At 35.9% G+C, this 20,059-nt stretch carries 15 protein-coding genes; all 15 read right to left on the bottom strand.

Annotation, left to right across the window (positions count from 1 at the left end; all coding sequences use genetic code 11):
• Positions 1–22: 22 nt before the first annotated feature.
• Positions 23–430: a hypothetical protein gene (locus tag HCJ45_RS12510; RefSeq protein WP_187125021.1), complete on the bottom strand. Its 408-nt coding sequence runs from the start codon at positions 428–430 to the stop codon at positions 23–25.
• The gene (locus HCJ45_RS12505; protein WP_187125020.1) at positions 411–2,189 is read right to left on the bottom strand and encodes an ATP-binding cassette domain-containing protein; all 1,779 of its coding nucleotides are present in this window, start codon (positions 2,187–2,189) and stop codon (positions 411–413) included. The genes HCJ45_RS12510 and HCJ45_RS12505 overlap by 20 nt, the downstream gene beginning before the upstream one ends.
• Positions 2,186–3,865 carry an ATP-binding cassette domain-containing protein gene (locus HCJ45_RS12500; RefSeq protein ID WP_187125019.1) on the bottom strand — a complete coding sequence of 560 codons (1,680 nt, stop codon included), beginning with the start codon at positions 3,863–3,865 and terminating at the stop codon, positions 2,186–2,188. Before HCJ45_RS12500 ends, HCJ45_RS12505 begins: the two co-directional genes overlap by 4 nt.
• Positions 3,866–3,913: 48 nt before the next feature.
• On the bottom strand, positions 3,914–4,357 hold the full coding sequence (locus tag HCJ45_RS12495; protein WP_187125018.1) for a hypothetical protein: 444 nt from the start codon (positions 4,355–4,357) through the stop codon (positions 3,914–3,916).
• A gap of 222 nt (positions 4,358–4,579) precedes the next feature.
• A complete protein-coding gene (locus HCJ45_RS12490; RefSeq protein WP_187125017.1) occupies positions 4,580–6,040 on the bottom strand; it encodes a glycoside hydrolase family 1 protein in 1,461 nt (486 codons plus the stop codon).
• 79 nt (positions 6,041–6,119) lie between these two features.
• Entirely contained in the window at positions 6,120–6,668 is a 549-nt protein-coding gene (locus HCJ45_RS12485) for an HAD family hydrolase (protein WP_187125016.1), read from the bottom strand.
• 74 nt (positions 6,669–6,742) lie between these two features.
• Positions 6,743–10,348, bottom strand: coding sequence for a DNA-directed RNA polymerase subunit beta' (gene rpoC, locus HCJ45_RS12480; protein WP_187125015.1), 3,606 nt, complete (start codon positions 10,346–10,348; stop codon positions 6,743–6,745).
• Positions 10,349–10,521: 173 nt separating this feature from the next.
• A complete protein-coding gene (rpoB, locus tag HCJ45_RS12475; protein ID WP_185346868.1) occupies positions 10,522–14,076 on the bottom strand; it encodes a DNA-directed RNA polymerase subunit beta in 3,555 nt (1,184 codons plus the stop codon).
• Between the two features lie 496 nt (positions 14,077–14,572).
• A complete protein-coding gene (locus HCJ45_RS12470) occupies positions 14,573–15,751 on the bottom strand; it encodes an RtcB family protein (protein WP_187125014.1) in 1,179 nt (392 codons plus the stop codon).
• A gap of 352 nt (positions 15,752–16,103) precedes the next feature.
• The gene (locus HCJ45_RS12465) at positions 16,104–16,709 is read right to left on the bottom strand and encodes a class I SAM-dependent methyltransferase (RefSeq protein ID WP_187125013.1); all 606 of its coding nucleotides are present in this window, start codon (positions 16,707–16,709) and stop codon (positions 16,104–16,106) included.
• A gap of 96 nt (positions 16,710–16,805) precedes the next feature.
• A complete protein-coding gene (locus HCJ45_RS12460) occupies positions 16,806–17,285 on the bottom strand; it encodes a DUF1307 domain-containing protein (protein WP_187125012.1) in 480 nt (159 codons plus the stop codon).
• 16 nt (positions 17,286–17,301) lie between these two features.
• Positions 17,302–17,964: a DUF1266 domain-containing protein gene (locus HCJ45_RS12455; RefSeq protein WP_187125011.1), complete on the bottom strand. Its 663-nt coding sequence runs from the start codon at positions 17,962–17,964 to the stop codon at positions 17,302–17,304.
• A gap of 118 nt (positions 17,965–18,082) precedes the next feature.
• Positions 18,083–19,117, bottom strand: a complete 1,035-nt coding sequence (locus HCJ45_RS12450; protein WP_187125010.1) for a M56 family metallopeptidase — start codon at positions 19,115–19,117, stop codon at positions 18,083–18,085.
• A complete protein-coding gene (locus HCJ45_RS12445) occupies positions 19,114–19,497 on the bottom strand; it encodes a BlaI/MecI/CopY family transcriptional regulator (RefSeq protein WP_187125009.1) in 384 nt (127 codons plus the stop codon). Before HCJ45_RS12445 ends, HCJ45_RS12450 begins: the two co-directional genes overlap by 4 nt.
• Positions 19,498–19,666: 169 nt before the next feature.
• Complete coding sequence (gene rplL, locus HCJ45_RS12440; RefSeq protein WP_187125008.1) at positions 19,667–20,029, bottom strand: 50S ribosomal protein L7/L12; 363 nt, start codon at positions 20,027–20,029, stop codon at positions 19,667–19,669.
• Positions 20,030–20,059 lie beyond the last annotated feature (30 nt).

Raw genomic sequence — 20,059 nt, 5'->3', positions numbered from 1 at the left:
AAAAAGGCTAGCAAACTTACCACTAGCCTTTTTTACGATTTTTATAAAATTTTTTAAGTTCTTCAAACATGAGAAAACCGTCTGTTTGTAAGTAAGGAATTGGTAGCAATGAATTTATACCAATAAATAAACTGAAAATTTTTATGAAGATAAAATTGTACCCAACAAAGATCCCCATTGTTAAGTTAACGACAGCTGGCATTAGTAAAATCAACGCTTGTTTTCCCAAACCCCAATTTTTATCCTCTTCAAATGACACCGAACAATTGATAATAATCGGCGAAATAGCCACTTTTTTGATACGAAGGAAAATAAAGTTTCCAATAATTACTTTATCTATTTTTCCTTTGAAAAGAATCACAAAGAATATATGTGTTAATTCGTGCAATACGAGCACAACAACCCAACTTTTATAGATTTCTAAAATCATTCTTTTTATCCCTATAATTCATAAATAGTAGTGTTATCATAAAAATAATTAATGAAATTACTAGCGCTGGAAGCACCATTAACATACCGATACTATGCCCGATAATAAGTCGACTCACTATTAAAAATGCAGGTACACACACCAAAAAGTCTAACAGCATTATCAAATAAATGAAACGCTTATTCTTTTTAGGTTTAAAATTCAAATTGGACATATCATTTAAAAATCCATTAATTAAGCTAAATGATTTTCTTCCAAAGATGAAAATTAATGCAGATACTATTAGAGAGAAAAGTACTGTTATAAGGATGATTTTTGTTAAGTTTTGTTTGTAGAAAGATAATTGCAATTCATCATATATATAATTAGAACTATATTGATAGCTTGGTCCATGTTTTTTCAAATAAGTTAATAGTTCTTGTTGATTTTTATCAGCTAGTTTCATGAGAATAATATAGAAATCAGGATCATCATAGTTTTGCTTTTCAAGTTTTAACAATATGTTGTTTAGTTTCTCAGAAGAGTTATCTGTAACCTCCACCGCACCATATTGTTGCATTTGGCTTGAGTAGGAAATAGCCGCTACTGGAGCGTTAACAATCCCCACTATTTCATAAGAGTCCCCTTCAAATTCCACTTTTTTCCCTATAGCCGATTCTTCACTTACATTATCATTAAAATATTTTTTAATCTGCGCATAAGATAGGGCAATTTCTTTAGCATCATCTTTTGGCAAACGACCTTTGACTAGATGCCTTTTAGTGACTGGGAAAGCATTTATATAATTAGGAGAACCAGTTATTATTTCTGGAAGTGCAAGAACTTCGAATTTAGAATTATCTAAAGTAAGCTCATTTGTATAACCTTCATCTACCACATATATTTTCTCCATATATTTTTTATTTTGCAGTTCTATTAACTCGTTTGCAGAGAGAGAATTAGGTTCTTGGAATTTGTTTTCTAATTCACTATCCGTCATTTCAATAGCAAAATATCTGGAATAATTCTCCGCAATATCCAATAATTCGAAATTATAATCACTTGCCAGATCGTCTTCAATCGGAACCGAGCTCGCAATAACATTGGAGACAACATTAGTTAGTAAGATTGTTACTATAACAATAAAAGCCAACATCAAGAAATTAAATTTTGATGTTACTAAATAAGTAATCATTTTCCCATTTGCTACTACATTCTTTTCCTTTATTGGTATGCTACTATTTTCTAATTCAAGTAAAGCCGAAACTTCTACTTCTGATTTATTTATCAGAATCGTTTTATCAAATAAGTGTTCGAGGCGTGTGTCATGGCTCACTAAGTAGATTATTTTCGTTTTGGATAATTCGCTTAAGATGTTAGCTAGTATCTCCGTGGAACCATTGTCTAAATTATTAGTTGGCTCATCAAAAACAAGTATTGGAGTGTCTAAAGATAGTGTTCTAACTAACTCTACTTTAACAAATTCTCCACCACTTAATGATTGAATATCTTTATCTAAGCAATAACTATCAATAGACAATGCCTCACAGTACTTCTTTACTAACTCATGATTTATTTCTGGAAAGTGCAAATATTTCTCTACCGTTATTTTATATTTCCAGTTTTTTTGCGCAAAATAAGCTACATTTTTTGCTTTTACAGTATTTCCCTTTAATTCGTTTTCAATAAAAGTTGTTTTTCCACTTCCGTTACTTCCGGTAATGGTATATATTCCTGGTTTTTTGATAGAAAAAATACTAAATTTATTTGTTTTAGTCATAGGATTACCTTTCTAATGTTGTATTTAATAGTTAGAGGGATGATGATATACGCAAATACGTAGAATAAAGTTGTCACGCCAATAATTGTTACGATAATAAACGAATGAACTAACATCCACATCGTCAAAATATAAAAAAGTGTACTAACAATGGAAAAAATTTTAAACTGTGTTGTTAAATAAGTTTTTTTCCTAAATTGAAGTAACTCTTTTTTATTGTAACCATAATAAGCTAACGTGCCATAACTATTTTTAAAATTAACCTCATACATAAATAGTAAAATTAATTGCAGTATTAATAGTAAACTAATAAAAATCACTATTTTTTTTATTAACATGATTGCATTGTTGTACTTATTGACTTCTGCATTTAATAACTCGGGTTCGTAGCCTTTAATAAACATTTTTTTAGCGTATAATTTATTTTCTTCTAAAAAATTATAAAATGAATCTTTTTCTTTTAGCTTAATACGAACTTCTGTTACCAACGTGTCTTGTTGATTGATTTTTGCCAAAACTTTCGAATATACATTGGGATTATAGTCTACTTCTATTTGATTTGGTTCCAAGGTATCACTATGTTGAAACTTATAACCCAACGCCTCTATTTCGGCTATTTGCTCTTCTGTTAATACAACATTATTTGCTACATAAAAAAATGGATTTTTACTATTTTCATAATACTTTTCATCACCACTAATAAATTCTAGGTTTTCTTTAAGCTTTAAGACTTTGCGTAATTCTTCCATCATTAATACTTGAACATTCATGAACTCTCTTGTTTCTGGATTATACAACTCTAAATAGATTAATTCTTGATAGGTATCTTTTTTCAAGTCGATTGCTTCTTCATAATACTCATCTTCATTAACGCGATTTTCCTCATTAAAAAATTCCGTTTTATTCCATTTAGTCGCTGATTGTATAAGTATTGTATTAATGGCTTCGGTATTGTCATAAGAAGACGCATTAGCGCTGTAGAGTGTTGCGAGTTGATATACACCTTTCTTGCTTATAGGCTTTGTTTCTTCGTTATTTGCTACTAATAAGTCTACTAAAAAAACAGCGAAAATCGTCATACATAATAAATAAAAAATATATAAGAAATACGTTTTTCTAGGTTTTATTTTAATGGTTCGCTCGCTTGGGTTTTCCTTTTTAAAATGAATATCATTCACAAATTGTTTTTCAGTTGTATCATAAATTTTATTTTTTGTAATTTCTAATTTTTTATCGTACTTCGCAAAACGGTCATCATGTGTAATTAACAAGACTATTTTGGACTTTGCTACCTGATAGATGATATTTTTCGCTTTTGCAAACACATCCATATCTAAATCATTGGATGGCTCGTCCAGTATCAATACTTCTTGATTTGATAGAACAGCTCTTAAAATATTAACTAATCTTTTTTCGCCACCACTTAAAAATTTAGATTTTTTGGTTAATAAATACTCTAACTGATGCTCTTTCAAGAAATCGATAACCCGGTTTTCTGGAATCTCGTTCATCGTAATATTCTTCAAAACTGTATCATGCTCTAATATTTGGTTATCATCTTGTTTCATCATGCAGCAAATGCTTTTATTAGCTTGTAGTATTTTTTTGGCTAATGTCGTTTTCCCTGCTCCGTTTGCACCGATGATTATGTATATTCCGTTTTTAGTTATATTCATATTAATTTATCCTTTTATTTTCTAGATGAATGAAGAGCCATGTTGTAGCTAAATCACAAATAAGTCTACAACTAATTGTGATTTCACATTCTTATTATTTCTTTTTTCTAATTTATATGAATATTTGTCTTTTCCTCCTGCATAATGCCCGTAATATTCCCCGTAGTATGTGTTATTTCTTGATGTATAGCCCTCACCATACATCAACTTATATTCCTTATTAGCTTTTTTAGAATAGATACTATATTTTGTCTTTGTTGTTCCATATTTCTGATTCACACCATAATATACACTGCCTTTTGTCCAATGTTTGGTTGTACCAATTGCACACAGCGATTGATTTTTTTGAAATGAGCTTTTCCACTGGTAACTTGAATCTACTCCTCGAACATTATATCTATTTTGTGCTACTGTTACAGATAGGCTAATTATAGAAATAAGTAAGCCAGCTACAGCAATAATAATTGTCCATGCTACACGTGTTTTTTTCATGTTGTTTCCTCCCTTTAGTTCGCTCTTCATTCATCAAAAAAATTATAGCATAAGAAATCATAGCCCACAATGAAAAATCGATTATTTCAAACTTTATTTTCTGATTTTTTTGTTATTTGTTAAAATTCTTCCATTTTAGTTCTAAAAACAGAAATAATTCACTTTTCTATCTCACTCCAATTATAAAAAAACAGCCTCGATCAATCAAGGCTGTTTCTAATATTAATCTAAATCTTCCCCATTGGTTTCAATCACTTTTTTATACCAGAAGAAAGAGTCTTTTCTTGAGCGTTCTAAGGTTCCTTTCCCCCAGTCGTCTTGGTCTACGTAAATGAAGCCGTAGCGTTTTGACATTTCGCTGGTGGATGCGCTAACTAAGTCGATTGGTCCCCAACTTGTGTAACCAATTAAGTCTACTCCGTCAGCAATGGCTTCTTTCATTTGTTCAATATGCTTGCGTAAATAGTCAATTCGGTAATCATCATGAACTTTCCCATCCGCTTCCACAGTATCATATGCTCCCAAACCGTTTTCTACAATGAAAAGTGGTAATTCATAACGACTGTAAAGATCATTTAGAGTCCAGCGCAAACCTTTAGGATCAATTTGCCAGCCCCAGTCAGAGGATTCAAGATATTCATTTTTTACGCCTCCCATTAAGTTTCCGGAAGAACGGTCTCCTTCTGGGCTTGCTGTTGCAGATAATGACATATAATAACTAAAGGAGATGAAATCCACCGTGTGCGCTTTTAAGATTTCATCATCGCCAACTTCTTTTACAATATGGATGTTATTTTCTTGGAAGAAACGGTTTATAAAGCTTGGGTATTCCCCACGAGCATGAACATCTGTGAAAAATAGGTTTTGTTGGTTCTCATATTGCGCTTTTAAAATATCATCAGGATTATTTGTCGCTGGATATGTTGCCATACGAGCAAGCATACACCCAACTTGTACTTCTGGAATAATTTCATGTGCTAATTTTGTAGCAAGTGCGCTCGCCACAAATTGATGATGCGCCGCTTGATAAGAAACTTCTAACGGATTTTTTTCTCCCTCTAAAAGTACCCCACCACCAGTATATGCGCTAAGAGAAATAACATTAATTTCGTTAAAAGTTAGCCAATATTTCACTTTGTTTTTATAACGTTTGAAAACGGTTTCTGCATAGTTAGTGAAAAAGCCAATAACTCGACGATCCGCCCAACCATTATATTTCAAAGTTAGATTTAATGGTGTTTCATAGTGAGAAAGTGTTACTAAAGGTTCGATATTGTATTTCAATAATTCATCAAACACACTATCGTAAAAAGCAAGACCTTTTTCATTTGGTTCTTTATCATCGCCATTTGGGAAAATACGAGCCCAGTTTATTGATAGGCGGAAAGTTTTAAAGCCCATTTCGGCAAATAATGCGATATCTTCTTTATAATGATGATAGAAATCCACACCATCACGTTTCGGGAATCTTCCTTCTAATTTACCAGCAACAATTGCTTCGATTTCTTCTCTAGAAACATCTAGTGCATGATCTTGTGTGCGTTCTTCTTTGGGAATAAATCTAACCATATCCGCTGTAGAAAGGCCTTTTCCATCAACATCGTAAGCGCCTTCAACTTGGTTTGCAGCAGTAGCTCCACCCCATAAAAATCCTTTTGGAAATTGTTTTTTCACTTCAGTCATTTTGTTCGCCCCTTCCGGCTAATTTCTTCTACTTTTTTAGTTTACCCTGTGTAATGCATTACAGGTCAAGAGGAAACTTTTAGCGATTGGTAACTTTTTTTAAAAGCTGAAGGGCACCTGGTATATCCTTTAAATCCCAAACTGGCAAAATAAAAGGCGGGGTTACAATGGGCAAGCGTTCATCTTGAATACAAACTTCTGGGTTTTGCAGCCAAATTGCGTGTATTCCTGCTCGATTTGCTCCAATAATATCACTTTCAAAGGTATTTCCAATCATAACAGCTTGAGATGCTTCAATATTTAAATTTTTTAATGTGTAATCAAAAATAGTTTTATCTGGTTTTTCCATTTTTCCTGGTTGTAATTCTGAATTGGATGCATAGATAAAATCAAAGAAATCCAAAATACCAAAATTCTTCAAGACTCGTTTTATAACTTCGGTGTCACTTGTTGCCGTATTACTTAAAATAGCTTGTTTTAGTCCTAATTGTTTAACTTTCTCAAGTGTTTCATGGGCATCTTTTCGCAAAATAACTTCTGGATAAGTATCAAGAGGCTCGTGGTCATACCTTGTGTTTGGTACGTTATTGAGTGTCTCACCCATATCCCAAATAACATGTGTAATCATTTCACTTCACTCCTTTTTTAAAGTATAACAAAAAAAGCCAAGTGCGCGCGAACGGCACACTTGGCTTTTTGGAATTAAATATTTGTGATTTCGTCAGTTACTTCAGCAGTTTCTTTAATAACTTCAGATTTCAGTTTGCGGTAACGACCAATACCTGTACCAGCTGGAACAAGTTTACCTAGGATAACATTTTCTTTCAATCCTAGAAGTTCGTCACGTTTTCCTTTGATTGCAGCATCCGTCAAGACACGAGTTGTTTCTTGGAATGATGCAGCAGACAAGAAGGAATCCGTTTCAAGGGAAGCTTTTGTAATCCCTAGAAGAACTGGACGACCTGTTGCTGGTTGACTACCACTTAAGATAGCTTCACGGTTGGCTTCTGTAAACGTATGAATATCCATTAATGTACCTGGTAAGATACTTGTATCCCCAGTATCCATTACACGGATTTTACGTAACATTTGACGAACCATTACCTCAACGTGTTTATCGCCAATTTCTACCCCTTGCATCCGGTAAACTTTTTGTACTTCTGCAAGTAAATATTCTTGAACGGATAAAACGTCACGAACACGAATCAAGGCTTTAGGATCAACAGAACCTTCTGTTAGAGCTTCCCCACGTTCAACAATGCTTCCTTCTTCTACACGCAAGCGAGCAGTATAAGGAATGTTGTAAGAACGGCGGTCGTCTGTACCTTGGATAGTGATTTCTTGTTGACGATCACGACCTTCTTCGATAGAAACAACTTCACCGCCAACTTCAGTGATGATAGCTTGCCCTTTCGGATTACGTGCTTCAAAGATTTCTTGAATACGTGGAAGACCTTGCGTGATATCGTCTCCAGCAACCCCACCTGTATGGAAAGTACGCATAGTAAGCTGAGTTCCTGGTTCCCCGATAGATTGGGCAGCGATGATACCAACTGCTTCTCCAACTTCGACTTCTGTACCAGTTGCCAAGTTTTTACCATAACATTTTTTACATACGCCGTGTTTAGTATTACAAGTAAATGCCGAACGAATGGTTACTTCTTCAATTCCAGCCTCAACGATTTGAGTTGCAATTGCTTCCGTGATTAAGTCGTTTTCACGTGCAATAACTTCTTTTGTTTCTGGGTGACGAATTGTTTTACGAGAATAACGACCTTCCAGACGTTCTTCCAGTGGTTCGATGATTTCAGTACCTTCACGAATAGCCTTAATTGTAAGACCGCGGTCAGTGCCACAATCGTCTTCACGAATAATAACATCTTGAGCCACGTCAACAAGACGACGAGTAAGGTAACCAGAATCGGCAGTTTTAAGGGCAGTATCGGTAAGACCTTTACGAGCACCATGGGTAGAAATGAAGTACTCTAAGACCGTTAAACCTTCACGGAAGTTAGATGTAATTGGTAATTCTACAATACGTCCGGATGGATCGGCCATCAGTCCACGCATACCTGCAAGCTGCGTAAAGTTGGAAATGTTACCACGAGCTCCAGAATCTTGCATCATGAAGATTGGATTTAAGCGATCCAAACTCAAAATCAGTTTTCCTTGGATTTCGTCTTTGGCAGCATTCCATACAGCAATAACACGTTCGTATCTTTCATCATCTGTAATCAAACCACGACGGAATGATTTAGTGATTTTTTCAACTGTATCATGTGCTTTTTCAAGAATTTCATGTTTTTCTTCTAATGTTAAGATATCCGCAATACCTACTGTCATGCCGGCCTTAGTTGAGATCTTGAAACCAAGATCTTTCATACGGTCAAGCATTTTTGAAGTTTCGGTAATATGGAATTTCTTGAAGACTTCCGCGATAATGTTACCGAGGATTTTCTTCTTGAATGGATCGATTAGTTCTTGTGCCGCAATATGAGCACGAACATCCGTTGTTGTATCAACGAAATATTTCGCTGGTGTTTCGATTTCTAAGTTAAATTTCGTTGGTTCATTAATATAAGGGAACGATTTCGGTAAAATTGTATTGAAAATCAATTTACCAACTGTCGTAATTAATAATTGGTTACGTTGTTCATCAGTGAAACGTTCATTTGGAATCGAACCGGCAAATACAGCAATACGTGAATGTAAGTGTACATAACCGTTTTGATATGCAAGTTGTGCTTCATTGATGTCTTTAAAGATAGTACCTTCACCAACAGCATTTTCACGTTCTAAAGTAAGGTAGTAGTTACCTAGCACCATATCTTGGGAAGGAGTTACAACTGGTTTACCATCTTTAGGGTTCAAAATGTTTTGAGCGGCAAGCATTAAAATACGCGCTTCTGCTTGTGCTTCTGCGGATAAAGGAACGTGAACCGCCATTTGGTCACCATCAAAGTCAGCGTTGTAAGCTGTACATACAAGAGGGTGAAGACGAATTGCGCGACCTTCCACTAGCGTTGGTTCAAATGCTTGAATACCAAGTCTGTGAAGTGTCGGCGCCCGGTTAAGTAATACCGGATGTTCACGGATAACTTCTTCTAATACATCCCAAATTTCTGGTGACATACGTTCGATTTTACGTTTAGCACTCTTGATATTATGCGCTAAACCGCGTCCAACTAGCTCTTTCATAACAAATGGTTTGAATAATTCAAGTGCCATTTCTTTTGGAAGACCACATTGGTACATTTTTAAGTTAGGTCCAACAACGATAACGGAACGACCAGAATAGTCAACACGTTTACCTAATAAGTTTTGGCGGAAACGACCTTGTTTCCCTTTAAGCATATGAGAAAGGGATTTAAGCGGACGATTACCCGGACCAGTTACTGGACGACCACGACGACCATTGTCAATTAGAGCATCAACAGCTTCTTGTAACATCCGTTTTTCATTTTGGACGATAATGTTTGGTGCACCTAAATCAAGTAGACGTTTCAAACGGTTGTTCCGGTTGATTACTCGACGATATAAGTCATTTAAATCACTTGTTGCAAAACGGCCACCTTCAAGTTGTACCATTGGACGAATTTCTGGTGGGATAACTGGTAGTACGTCAAGCACCATCCAGCTAGGGTTATTGCCAGAATTACGGAATGCTTCCATAACTTCCAAACGACGAATTGCACGAGTACGACGTTGACCTTGTGCAGATTTTAGTTCTTCTTTTAAATCATTTGTTTCTTTTTCTAAGTCAATATCAGCTAAGATTTTTTTGATTGCTTCTGCGCCCATACCAGCGGAGAAACCTTTACCATATTTTTCGCGATAAACGCGGTATTCACGTTCAGATAAAAGTTGTTTCTTCTCTAGTGGGGTATCGCCTGGTTCCGTAACCACATAGGATGCAAAGTAGATAATTTCTTCTAATGCACGTGGAGACATGTCCATAACAAGACCCATCCGGCTTGGAATTCCTTTGAAGTACCAGATGTGGGATACAGGAGCTGCGAGTTCAATATGCCCCATACGTTCACGGCGCACTTTTGATTTCGTTACTTCTACTCCACAACGGTCACAAACTACGCCTTTATAGCGAACACGTTTGTATTTACCACAAGAACATTCCCAGTCTTTCATTGGTCCAAAAATTCTTTCACAGAATAAGCCGTCACGTTCAGGTTTAAGCGTTCTGTAGTTGATGGTTTCAGGTTTTTTTACTTCACCATGAGACCATGAACGAATTTTATCTGGAGATGCCAGACCGATTTTCATATACTCAAAATTATTAACATCTAACAAGTGCCCAACCTCCTAAATTAGTTTGGAGCATTCGCTTTTTAGGAAGTGAGTAGGATTGCCTGCACACTTCCTCGACTTTTTTAAGAAAAGTCTTAGCGATTGCTTAATTTTATATTTTGCAAAAAACAAATCATTGTTTCTTATTGTTTTGGAGTCTCAATTATCGAACCGAATTACTCAGTCTTTTCAGCGGCTGCGTTTTCCGGTTGTACGATATTGAAGGCATCATTTTGATTAGTAAAGTCATCATCATCCATGTCACGCATCTCGATTTCTTCTTCGTCTGCGGAAAGCATTTTAACATCCATTCCAAGACTTTGAAGCTCTTTGATGAGTACTTTGAAGGATTCTGGCACACCAGGTTCTGGAACGCTTTCGCCTTTAACAATCGCTTCGTAAGTTTTCACACGACCAACCACGTCATCGGATTTAATCGTTAGGATTTCTTGAAGGGTATATGCAGCACCATAAGCTTCTAGTGCCCATACTTCCATTTCACCAAAACGTTGTCCACCGAATTGCGCTTTACCTCCAAGCGGTTGTTGTGTTACTAGGGAGTAAGGTCCTGTTGAACGTGCATGTAATTTATCATCAACCATGTGGGCAAGTTTGATCATATACATTACACCAACAGAGATACGGTTATCAAATGCTTCTCCAGAACGACCGTCGTAAAGAACTGTTTTCGCATCGCGGGCCATACCAGCTTCTGCTACTGTGCTCCATACATCTTCTTCATTCGCTCCATCAAATACTGGAGTTGCAACGTGAATTCCTAAAGCACGAGCTGCCATACCTAAGTGTAATTCAAGAACTTGTCCGATATTCATACGAGATGGTACACCTAGTGGGTTAAGCATGATGTCAACTGGTGTTCCGTCTGGCATAAATGGCATATCTTCTTCTGGTAAAATACGGGAGATAACCCCTTTATTACCATGACGTCCAGCCATTTTATCGCCTTCGTGGATTTTACGTTTTTGTACAATATAAACACGTACTAATTGGTTTACGCCTGGTGGTAGTTCGTCTCCAGCTTCACGTGTAAAGATTTTCACGTCAAGCACGATTCCGCCACCGCCATGTGGTACACGTAATGAAGTATCACGAACTTCACGTGCTTTTTCACCAAAAATAGCGTGTAATAAACGTTCTTCTGCAGTTAGTTCCGTCACTCCTTTTGGTGTAACTTTACCAACTAGAAGATCGTTGTCTTTTACTTCAGCACCAACACGGATAATTCCACGTTCATCAAGGTCGCGTAAAGCATCTTCCCCAACATTCGGAATATCACGAGTCATTTCTTCAGGTCCAAGTTTTGTATCACGAGCTTCTGATTCAAATTCTTCAATATGAATCGAAGTATAAACATCATCTTTTACAAGACGTTCGCTCATGATGATTGCATCCTCATAGTTATAGCCGTCCCAAGTCATAAATGCAACTAGTACATTACGACCGAGTGCAAGTTCACCGGAATCCATAGATGGACCGTTACCAAGGATTTCTCCTTTAACAACGCGGTCACCTTCTGCTACGTTTGGACGTTGGTTATAACAAGTACCTTGGTTAGAACGAACAAATTTACGTAAAGTATATTTATCAATCCCGCCAGTTACTTCTTTACCATCCACTAGAGATACACGACGAACCCAGATTTCGCGAGCTTCTACGTGTTCTACAATACCATCATGTTTAGCAGTTACAGCAGCACCAGAGTCTTTCGCAGATACATGTTCCATACCTGTTCCAACAAACGGTGCTTCAGGGTGCATAAGAGGAACTGCTTGACGTTGCATGTTCGCTCCCATAAGCGCACGGTTACTATCATCGTTTTCAAGGAACGGAATACATGCTGTCGCAACAGAAACAACCTGTTTAGGCGATACATCCATGTAGTCAATACGTTCTTTTTCTACTGCTAAGTTTTCTGAACGGAAACGAGCCATAACTTCTTCTTCTGTAAAAGTACCTTGTTCGTCTAATTTCGAGTTTGCTTGCGCTACCACGTAATTATCCTCTTCATCCGCAGTAAGATAATCAATTTTATCTGTAACGCGGTTTGTTTCAGGGTCTACGCGGCGATAAGGAGTTTCGATAAAGCCGAATTTATTTACTTTCGCAAAGGAAGAAAGGGAGTTAATCAATCCAATATTTGGTCCCTCTGGCGTTTCAATCGGACACATACGACCGTAGTGAGAATAATGCACGTCACGCACTTCATAACCAGCACGTTCACGCGTCAAACCACCAGGTCCAAGCGCTGAAAGACGACGTTTATGCGTAAGTTCGCCAAGTGGATTTGTTTGATCCATAAACTGAGATAATTGCGAGCTACCAAAGAATTCTTTAATAGATGCAACTACTGGACGAATGTTGATCAATTGTTGTGGTGTAATTGTTGTCATATCTTGAATAGACATACGTTCACGAACCACACGTTCCATACGGGATAAACCGATACGGAATTGGTTTTGTAAAAGCTCACCTACAGAACGAAGACGACGATTACCTAAGTGATCGATATCATCTGTATCGCCAACACCATGTAGCAAGTTAAAGAAGTAGCTAATGGATGAAATAATATCAGAAGGCGTGATGTGTTTTACGTTTTCTTCTATATATGCATTACCAATGATATTGATTTCTTTTTCTTCATCATTTGGTGCATAGATTTTAATAGATTGAACGAGTACGCTATCTTCCATTACACCGTCTGTTGGACGAAGTGTGCGGAAACCTACACCGTTTTCTAAATTAGGAATAATTTGATCTAAATTACGACGATCCAAAATATCACCTTTAGAAGCAATAATTTCGCCAGTTTCTGGGTCTACTAAAGTTTCTGCTAATGTTTGATTGAATAGACGGTTTTTTAGATGTAATTTTTTGTTGATTTTATAACGTCCAACGCTTGCAAGGTCATAGCGTTTTGGATCAAAGAAACGAGAAACTAGTAAGCTTCTAGCGTTATCTACTGTTGGTGGCTCACCAGGACGTAATCTTTCGTAAATTTCTAGAAGTGCTTTTTCAGCGTTATCAGTATTGTCTTTTTCAAGTGTGTTACGTAAATAGTCATTGTCCCCGATTAAATCAATAATTTCTTGATCGGAACCAAAGCCTAATGCACGAAGTAAAACAGTTACTGGTAATTTACGTGTACGGTCGATACGAACATGTACTACGTCTTTAGCATCTGTTTCATACTCAAGCCAAGCCCCACGGTTAGGGATGACAGTAGAACCAAAGCCTTTTTTACCATTTTTGTCGAGTTTTCCATTGAAGTAGACACCTGGAGAACGAACTAATTGGGAAACGATAACACGTTCTGCCCCATTAATAATGAACGTACCCATTTCAGTCATTAGTGGGAAATCTCCCATAAATACTTCTTGGTCTTTAACTTCGCCGGTTTCTTTGTTGATTAGGCGCAACTTCACGCGTAGTGGAGCCGCATAGTTTGCATCACGGTTCTTAGATTCTTCTACCGAATATTTCGGCTCTCCAAGATCGTAATCAATGAATTCTAAAGATAAATTACCCGCAAAATCCTCAATTGGCGAAATATCGCGGAACATCTCACGTAGTCCTTCATCTAAGAACCATTGGTAGGAAGCTGTTTGAATTTCAATTAAGTTTGGTAATTCAAGTACTTCACTGATTCGCGCAAAACTTCTACGCGTACGATGCCGTCCATATTTTACATCATGTCCTGAATGTCCTGACAAACTATTCACCCCTCAAATTAATTAAAAATTTATAAGCACACTGATTTCTTTTTTAGGCACAAAAACAGTGGAACCCCCCGCACCCGATGTTTAAGTTTGACTGGTCTAACGCAAGTATATCCATACATATCATCAACCTTAAACAGCGTTCATCAAAAGTTTCCTGCTACCTTGTGTACATCTAATTCGCATAAAAGCAATTAGATAAAACCTAAGCGAAATCAAGTGGAACTTCAAAAAGAAAAAATTGCTGCTTTAGACAAAAAGAAAGCGGATTTCATCATATATTTCTGAAAACCACATTCATGTTTATTTATAGCACCAAAAACCGCGCAAACGCTTCATTTTTTGTCATATTTTGAAATAAAAATCCACGCAAAAAAACGGTATAGATTCTTTTGGCATTATACTATAATACAACATTTCTCTACCTATGTCAAATATTTTTCTAGAAAAATAAGAAGCGGCATGGTATAATATTTGCCGCTTCTTTTTATTAACCTTTAAAATTATATAAAGGCTTGATTATTTCTTGAATTTCCATCGTATCTTCTACATCTGCAAGTAACTGTTTGGCAGATTTGTAGGCTTTGGGCGCTTCATCCAATGTCTTTTTAGAAACCGATGTAGTCCAAATGTTTTTCATAGATTCTTGATAGCTTTCCAAACTGATTTGCGCTTTTGCTTTAGAGCGACTTAAAATCCGCCCTGCTCCATGCGGCGCAGAATAGTTCCAATCAGCATTTCCTTTTCCTGTGGCGATAATACTTCCATCACGCATGTTCAGCGGAACTATAATTTGTTCGCCCAACTGAGCGGATGTTGCACCTTTTCGTAGCATATTATTTTCAAGATCAATATAATTATGCACACAGTCAAATGAAGAAACAACTGCTTTATCCCATTTCATCGCTTTTAAAATTGTCTCCGCCATTACAGAACGATTATACGCTGCAAAACGTTGCGCTATTTCCATATCAGCTAAATAGTTATCTAAATCTGATTGTGTCACATAAGATAAATCGTATGGTAATTTGATTAACTCTCGCTCATCACCCCATCGCGCCGCCTCTTCTAAATGCCCCCGTTTTTTTGCATCAGCAGCACTAATTTTAAATTCTTTACGTAACTCGCTTAATTTTTGATAAGCAATTTCTTGATGATATTCTGCAATCTCTTTTCCTAAAATTCGGCTTCCACTATGAATCACAAGGTAAATCCCGTCTTCTCCTTGGTTCACTTCAATAAAATGATTACCGCCTCCAAGTGTACCGATACTTCGGGATGCCCAACCTTGGTGAATAGGCGCAATAACGTTTTCTAAATCAAACGCAGCAATCGCTTTATCATGCGTGCTATGTCCAGAAGGAATTCGATTACGGATTGTTTTATCCAGTTTTTCAAAATTCATTTTTAGTTTACCTGGTTTAATTTTCACCACATGCAGTCCGCAACCAATGTCAACTCCAACCAAATTTGGGACTATCTTATCTTGAATCGTCATGGTTGTCCCAATAACACAACCATGCCCCCGATGTGTATCTGGCATAACGCGAATTTTACTTTCCTTAGCAAATGATTGATTGCAAATTGTAATAATTTGTCCAATTGTACTTTCATCTAGATTATCTGTAAAAACTTTTGCCTCGTTATATTTTCCTTTTAATGTTAGCATTTCTATTCCTCATTTTCTATTTAATAGAGAAATGAAACCTTTTAGCTCACTTCTCTTGCTAGCTAATTATTTTACTCCTGAGTTCCCCTACCATGTTAATCACTTCTTTCAAGTTTATTTTTAGGTATTAAAAAAGTCCCTCAACCAAGAAAGATTGAAGGACGAAAATTTTAACGAACATTACCTTGAAAAGACGCGGAATTAACATGCGCGAACATTAAAAAATTACCTATTATCTTAATTCTTGATTGGTTATTTATTTCTAGTAAATTTATCATTCTTAGCATATTCCTCAGTCCTTTCTTAGTTAAATATGTGTTTATATTAGCATATTCTCAAGCTTTACACAACTTCATTCTTTTATACTTTTGAAAATAAAATATCCTTTTTCCTTAGTAACTTGCTCTACATTCCCAAAAACAGTTTCCATTTTAGCTTTTGCAGATGGCCCACCCTGTTTCTTTTGAATAACAATCCATAGTTCTCCGCCCGTTTTAAGGTGCGTATATGCTCCTTCTAAAATCGCGTGAACTACTTGCTTCCCTGCACGGATAGGTGGATTGCTGATTATTGCTTGATAATCTTCATCTTTTACACTTTCATAAACGGAACTCTCATATACACGGACATTTGCGACTTGGTTTAATTTTGCATTTTCCTTAGTTAGCTCAAGCGCCCGTAAATTCACATCTACTAAATCAACTTGGCTTGTCGGAAATGCTTTTGCTACCGTTAGCCCCATTGGCCCGTAGCCACAACCTACATCCAAAATTTTCCCAGATGTTACCTCTAATGAAAAAGATTCAATTAGTACTCGCGAGCCAAAATCAATAGTATTTTTTGAAAATACACCGTTATCACTTGTAAATTGCATATTAAAACCGTTTAACATTGTTTGCCATGTTTTACGATTATGTTTTAAGTTTTCGTCATTAGTGTAGTAATGATTGTTCGCCATTAACCGCACCTTCCTTTCATATCTCTAGCTATTTTAGCATAAATATTCATTGTAAAATAGCACTAAAAGGAAAATGGTTATTAATGTGTTTTAGGATTATTTTTTCTTGAAACCTTGAGATTCAAAATCCGCTATAGTATCTTTATAACTAATATTTTTAGGATCGTCTGTTCCGCCGCCAATAAGTGAGCTAATCGCTGTTTTATCAGCTTTGTATAAATCAACAGCCATTGTCATTTCAAGCCCATTATCAGTGAACTCTGTTTTCAATGATGTTCCTTCGCCATCTTTGTACTCTGAATATTGTGACTCCACTTGTTCTGTAAGTTGTTTTTTTGTAGCATCATCCAGTTTTTCACCATCTTCGTAACCAAGGTAAGACATTGGATATACCATTTTTTGCTCTACTTTTCTTAAGTTATCACCCGCATGAGAAAATGTCGCTTCTAATTGCGCTCCTTGAATTTCAGCTACATAAGTATCTTTTTCAACTTTTTCTTCACTAGCATCTTTTCCACACGCTGTCACAATAATTGCTAATAATAAAACGCTCACTAAACTTAAAATTTTCTTCATAATCAATCTCCCTTTATCAATTTTTTAGTTGGTATGTATTTAATAAACTTGCTGGATCTTTTTTTAATTGTACATAAGAAACAAGTGTATCGCTATACCAAATGGTTCCTAAACCTACTTGCCCATTGACGAAACTAACGATGTAATCATCCCAGTTGTCAAAGTGTAAAACCGCTGCTTCCCATAGTTCTTCTAAAAAATTCCATGCTTGCTTCTCACTGAGCAAGTCCACCGAAAAACAAACACGTATCAAATATCCTAGCTTTTCCAAATCAAAAGCTCCATACGTTTTAATTTTTTCAGCAGTTGCTAAAAGGCTCGCTTCATCATAAGTATTTTTATGACACGTTTTAGTAATTTCACGAACAACACTCGATGCATTTCCAGCGGATACTACACCATAATAGTCATTCAATCTAACCCTCTCAGAAATTATCTCAAACGCAGAACAAGAATCATTTATACCAAACGTTGGCAACCAATATTCTAACACTCTTGCAGCAACATTATGCGGATAATAAAGTTTAAGCATTTTATTCGCCCCACTTAATTTTAGTTCGGTTTTATATTTACACTCTGTAGTAGCAGCACCTATACAAAGAAGTTTTTCTCTGTCTGCTGAAAATGTATTAAATTGACTGAACTCTTTTGGTATAACAATTTTCTTCCCCCAAAGCATTTATTCAAGCCACCTTTTTCAATGATATTTTAACACTTTTTAATTCTACATTGTGTAGTCTTTAGTGTCAATACCTTAAATAAAAAAACTTCTCTCAAACAACCGAGAGAAGCTTTTACTATTTACCAATTATGATACCTTTTTGCTTTTCTTTAATAAGAACTTCTGCTTGTACTGCACTAAAGAAAATCCCCATACTACAAGCAATTATAAGGAAGACTAGGAAAATAAAGTGAATTGGTTTGGTATTTTTTTGGTAGCTTGCAATAAATGCAAGTCTTTCCTTAAGCGCTTTTGCATTTTCATGAAGTGCAACTGATACAGCTGGTTCTTTATAGTTCCCAGATTTAGCAAGCGAAGAAAGCAGCGTATCCCCGTAAGTAAAATACTCCCTTTCCGGCACCATCTTTAAAACCACTTCATCACAAGCAAGTTCACGATCTTTTTGAATCCGCTTATTCATCAAATACATTAACGGGTTAAACCAATATACAGATGTATAAAACTGGACAAGCCAAACGTAAAACATATCTTTACGTTTACAATGCACTAACTCATGCCTGAAAATATGCTGTAATTCTTTTTCGGAAAAAGATTTATCAGGTAGAACAATCACTTGTTTTTTAAAACCTAAAAAAATAGGTGATGAAATAAGTGGATTAATCAGTAATTCTACAGGATTTTTTATATTTAGACTTTCTAAAATTTCAGCTAGCATATCTAATTGCTTGATGTCTTCTACTTTTTGCGCACCAGAAAAAACATATTTTTTAAAATTTCGATAAGAAGCAATTCGGTAAATAAAAATCAGCAGGAAAACAACTAGCCATATTAACCATAAATAATCTAGTATCGTCATCCAAAAAGTGATTTTGAAGTCTCGCTCTAAAACAACACCGTTTCCATCCATCACAATGGAAGTTACCCCTTCAAATCCAGTTCTGTTCAGCCACATAAAGTCACTATTTTTATCAGAATTTAGGAAAAACAGCGAAAAAGGCACTGTCAAAAAGAAAAAGACAACGAGCCATAAATAATATATTTTTTGTTTACTTAAAAACCGATGGAAGATTTTACTAAATCCCCAAACAAACGGTATTAATACTAGCGATGTCAACGCCATTGATAAAATAATCTTAAGAAGTTCATTCATTCAGTTGATTTCATCCTTTTCCAATATTGTTGTAAGTCATCTATTTCATCGGCTGTGATTAGATCTTTTTGCACAAGATTTGTAATTAATCCTTTCACATCGCCTTCATAAATATCCTCTAAAAAGTTTTTCGTCTGTTGGCTTAAATACTCACTTTCACTCACAAGTGCATAATATTCATTTTTACGACCAATTTTTTTAACACGAAGCAGCTTTTTTTCCACTAGTCTAGTCAAAAAAGTAAGAACAGTATTTTTCTTCCAAGAGAAATCTTTTTCAGTTAACTTATCAGCTACATCCGCATACTGAACAGCTCTCCCAAAATCCCATATAACTTTCATAATCTCAAATTCAGATTTCGATATAGATTTAATCGACATTTTTAAGCCCTCCAGAAAACTATTCCTTTCTTTATACTAGCATGTAATCTGGTTAAAAGACAATAAAAAAAAGACTTTTGAGAAGGAAAATACCCATTGTTTCCTTTTAAGTCAATCCTTTAGTGATATTAAAAAAAGAGACCTTAGAAATCCTAAGGTCTCTTCCAAATTATTTAACTTCTACGTTAGCGCCAACTTCTTCAAGTTTAGCTTTAATTTCTTCTGCTTCTTCTTTAGTTACGCCTTCTTTAAGAGCTTTAGGAGCGTTATCAACTAATTCTTTAGCTTCTTTTAAGCCAAGACCAGTGATTTCACGTACCACTTTGATAACTTTGATTTTAGAGTCACCAGCAGATGCTAGTTCTACAGTGAATTCAGTTTGCTCAGCAGCACCGCCACCAGCAGCAGCTACAGCTACAGGAGCAGCAGCAGTTACGCCAAATTCTTCTTCGATTGCTTTTACTAAATCGTTTAGTTCTAATACAGATGCTTCTTTTACGGAAGCAATGATTTCTTCAATGTTTAAAGCCATTTTGAAATTCCTCCAATTAATATAATTTTT

The organism is Listeria immobilis, assembly GCF_014322845.1.
Taxonomy (GTDB): Bacteria; Bacillota; Bacilli; order Lactobacillales; family Listeriaceae; genus Listeria; species Listeria immobilis.
The sequence above is the reverse complement of the archived record's forward strand: the minus strand, read 5'-3'. Positions and strand labels throughout refer to the sequence as shown.

Coding starts and splice junctions, on each gene's coding strand:
- HCJ45_RS12460 (WP_187125012.1), bottom strand. CDS start 17,285: ATGAAGAAAATTTTAAGTTTAGTGAGCGTTTTATTATTAGCAATTATT.
- HCJ45_RS12500 (WP_187125019.1), bottom strand. CDS start 3,865: ATGAATATAACTAAAAACGGAATATACATAATCATCGGTGCAAACGGA.
- HCJ45_RS12450 (WP_187125010.1), bottom strand. CDS start 19,117: ATGAATGAACTTCTTAAGATTATTTTATCAATGGCGTTGACATCGCTA.
- HCJ45_RS12495 (WP_187125018.1), bottom strand. CDS start 4,357: ATGAAAAAAACACGTGTAGCATGGACAATTATTATTGCTGTAGCTGGC.
- HCJ45_RS12445 (WP_187125009.1), bottom strand. CDS start 19,497: ATGTCGATTAAATCTATATCGAAATCTGAATTTGAGATTATGAAAGTT.
- HCJ45_RS12505 (WP_187125020.1), bottom strand. CDS start 2,189: ATGACTAAAACAAATAAATTTAGTATTTTTTCTATCAAAAAACCAGGA.
- HCJ45_RS12455 (WP_187125011.1), bottom strand. CDS start 17,964: ATGCTTTGGGGGAAGAAAATTGTTATACCAAAAGAGTTCAGTCAATTT.
- HCJ45_RS12465 (WP_187125013.1), bottom strand. CDS start 16,709: ATGGCGAACAATCATTACTACACTAATGACGAAAACTTAAAACATAAT.
- HCJ45_RS12490 (WP_187125017.1), bottom strand. CDS start 6,040: ATGACTGAAGTGAAAAAACAATTTCCAAAAGGATTTTTATGGGGTGGA.
- HCJ45_RS12470 (WP_187125014.1), bottom strand. CDS start 15,751: ATGCTAACATTAAAAGGAAAATATAACGAGGCAAAAGTTTTTACAGAT.
- HCJ45_RS12510 (WP_187125021.1), bottom strand. CDS start 430: ATGATTTTAGAAATCTATAAAAGTTGGGTTGTTGTGCTCGTATTGCAC.
- HCJ45_RS12485 (WP_187125016.1), bottom strand. CDS start 6,668: ATGATTACACATGTTATTTGGGATATGGGTGAGACACTCAATAACGTA.
- rplL (WP_187125008.1), bottom strand. CDS start 20,029: ATGGCTTTAAACATTGAAGAAATCATTGCTTCCGTAAAAGAAGCATCT.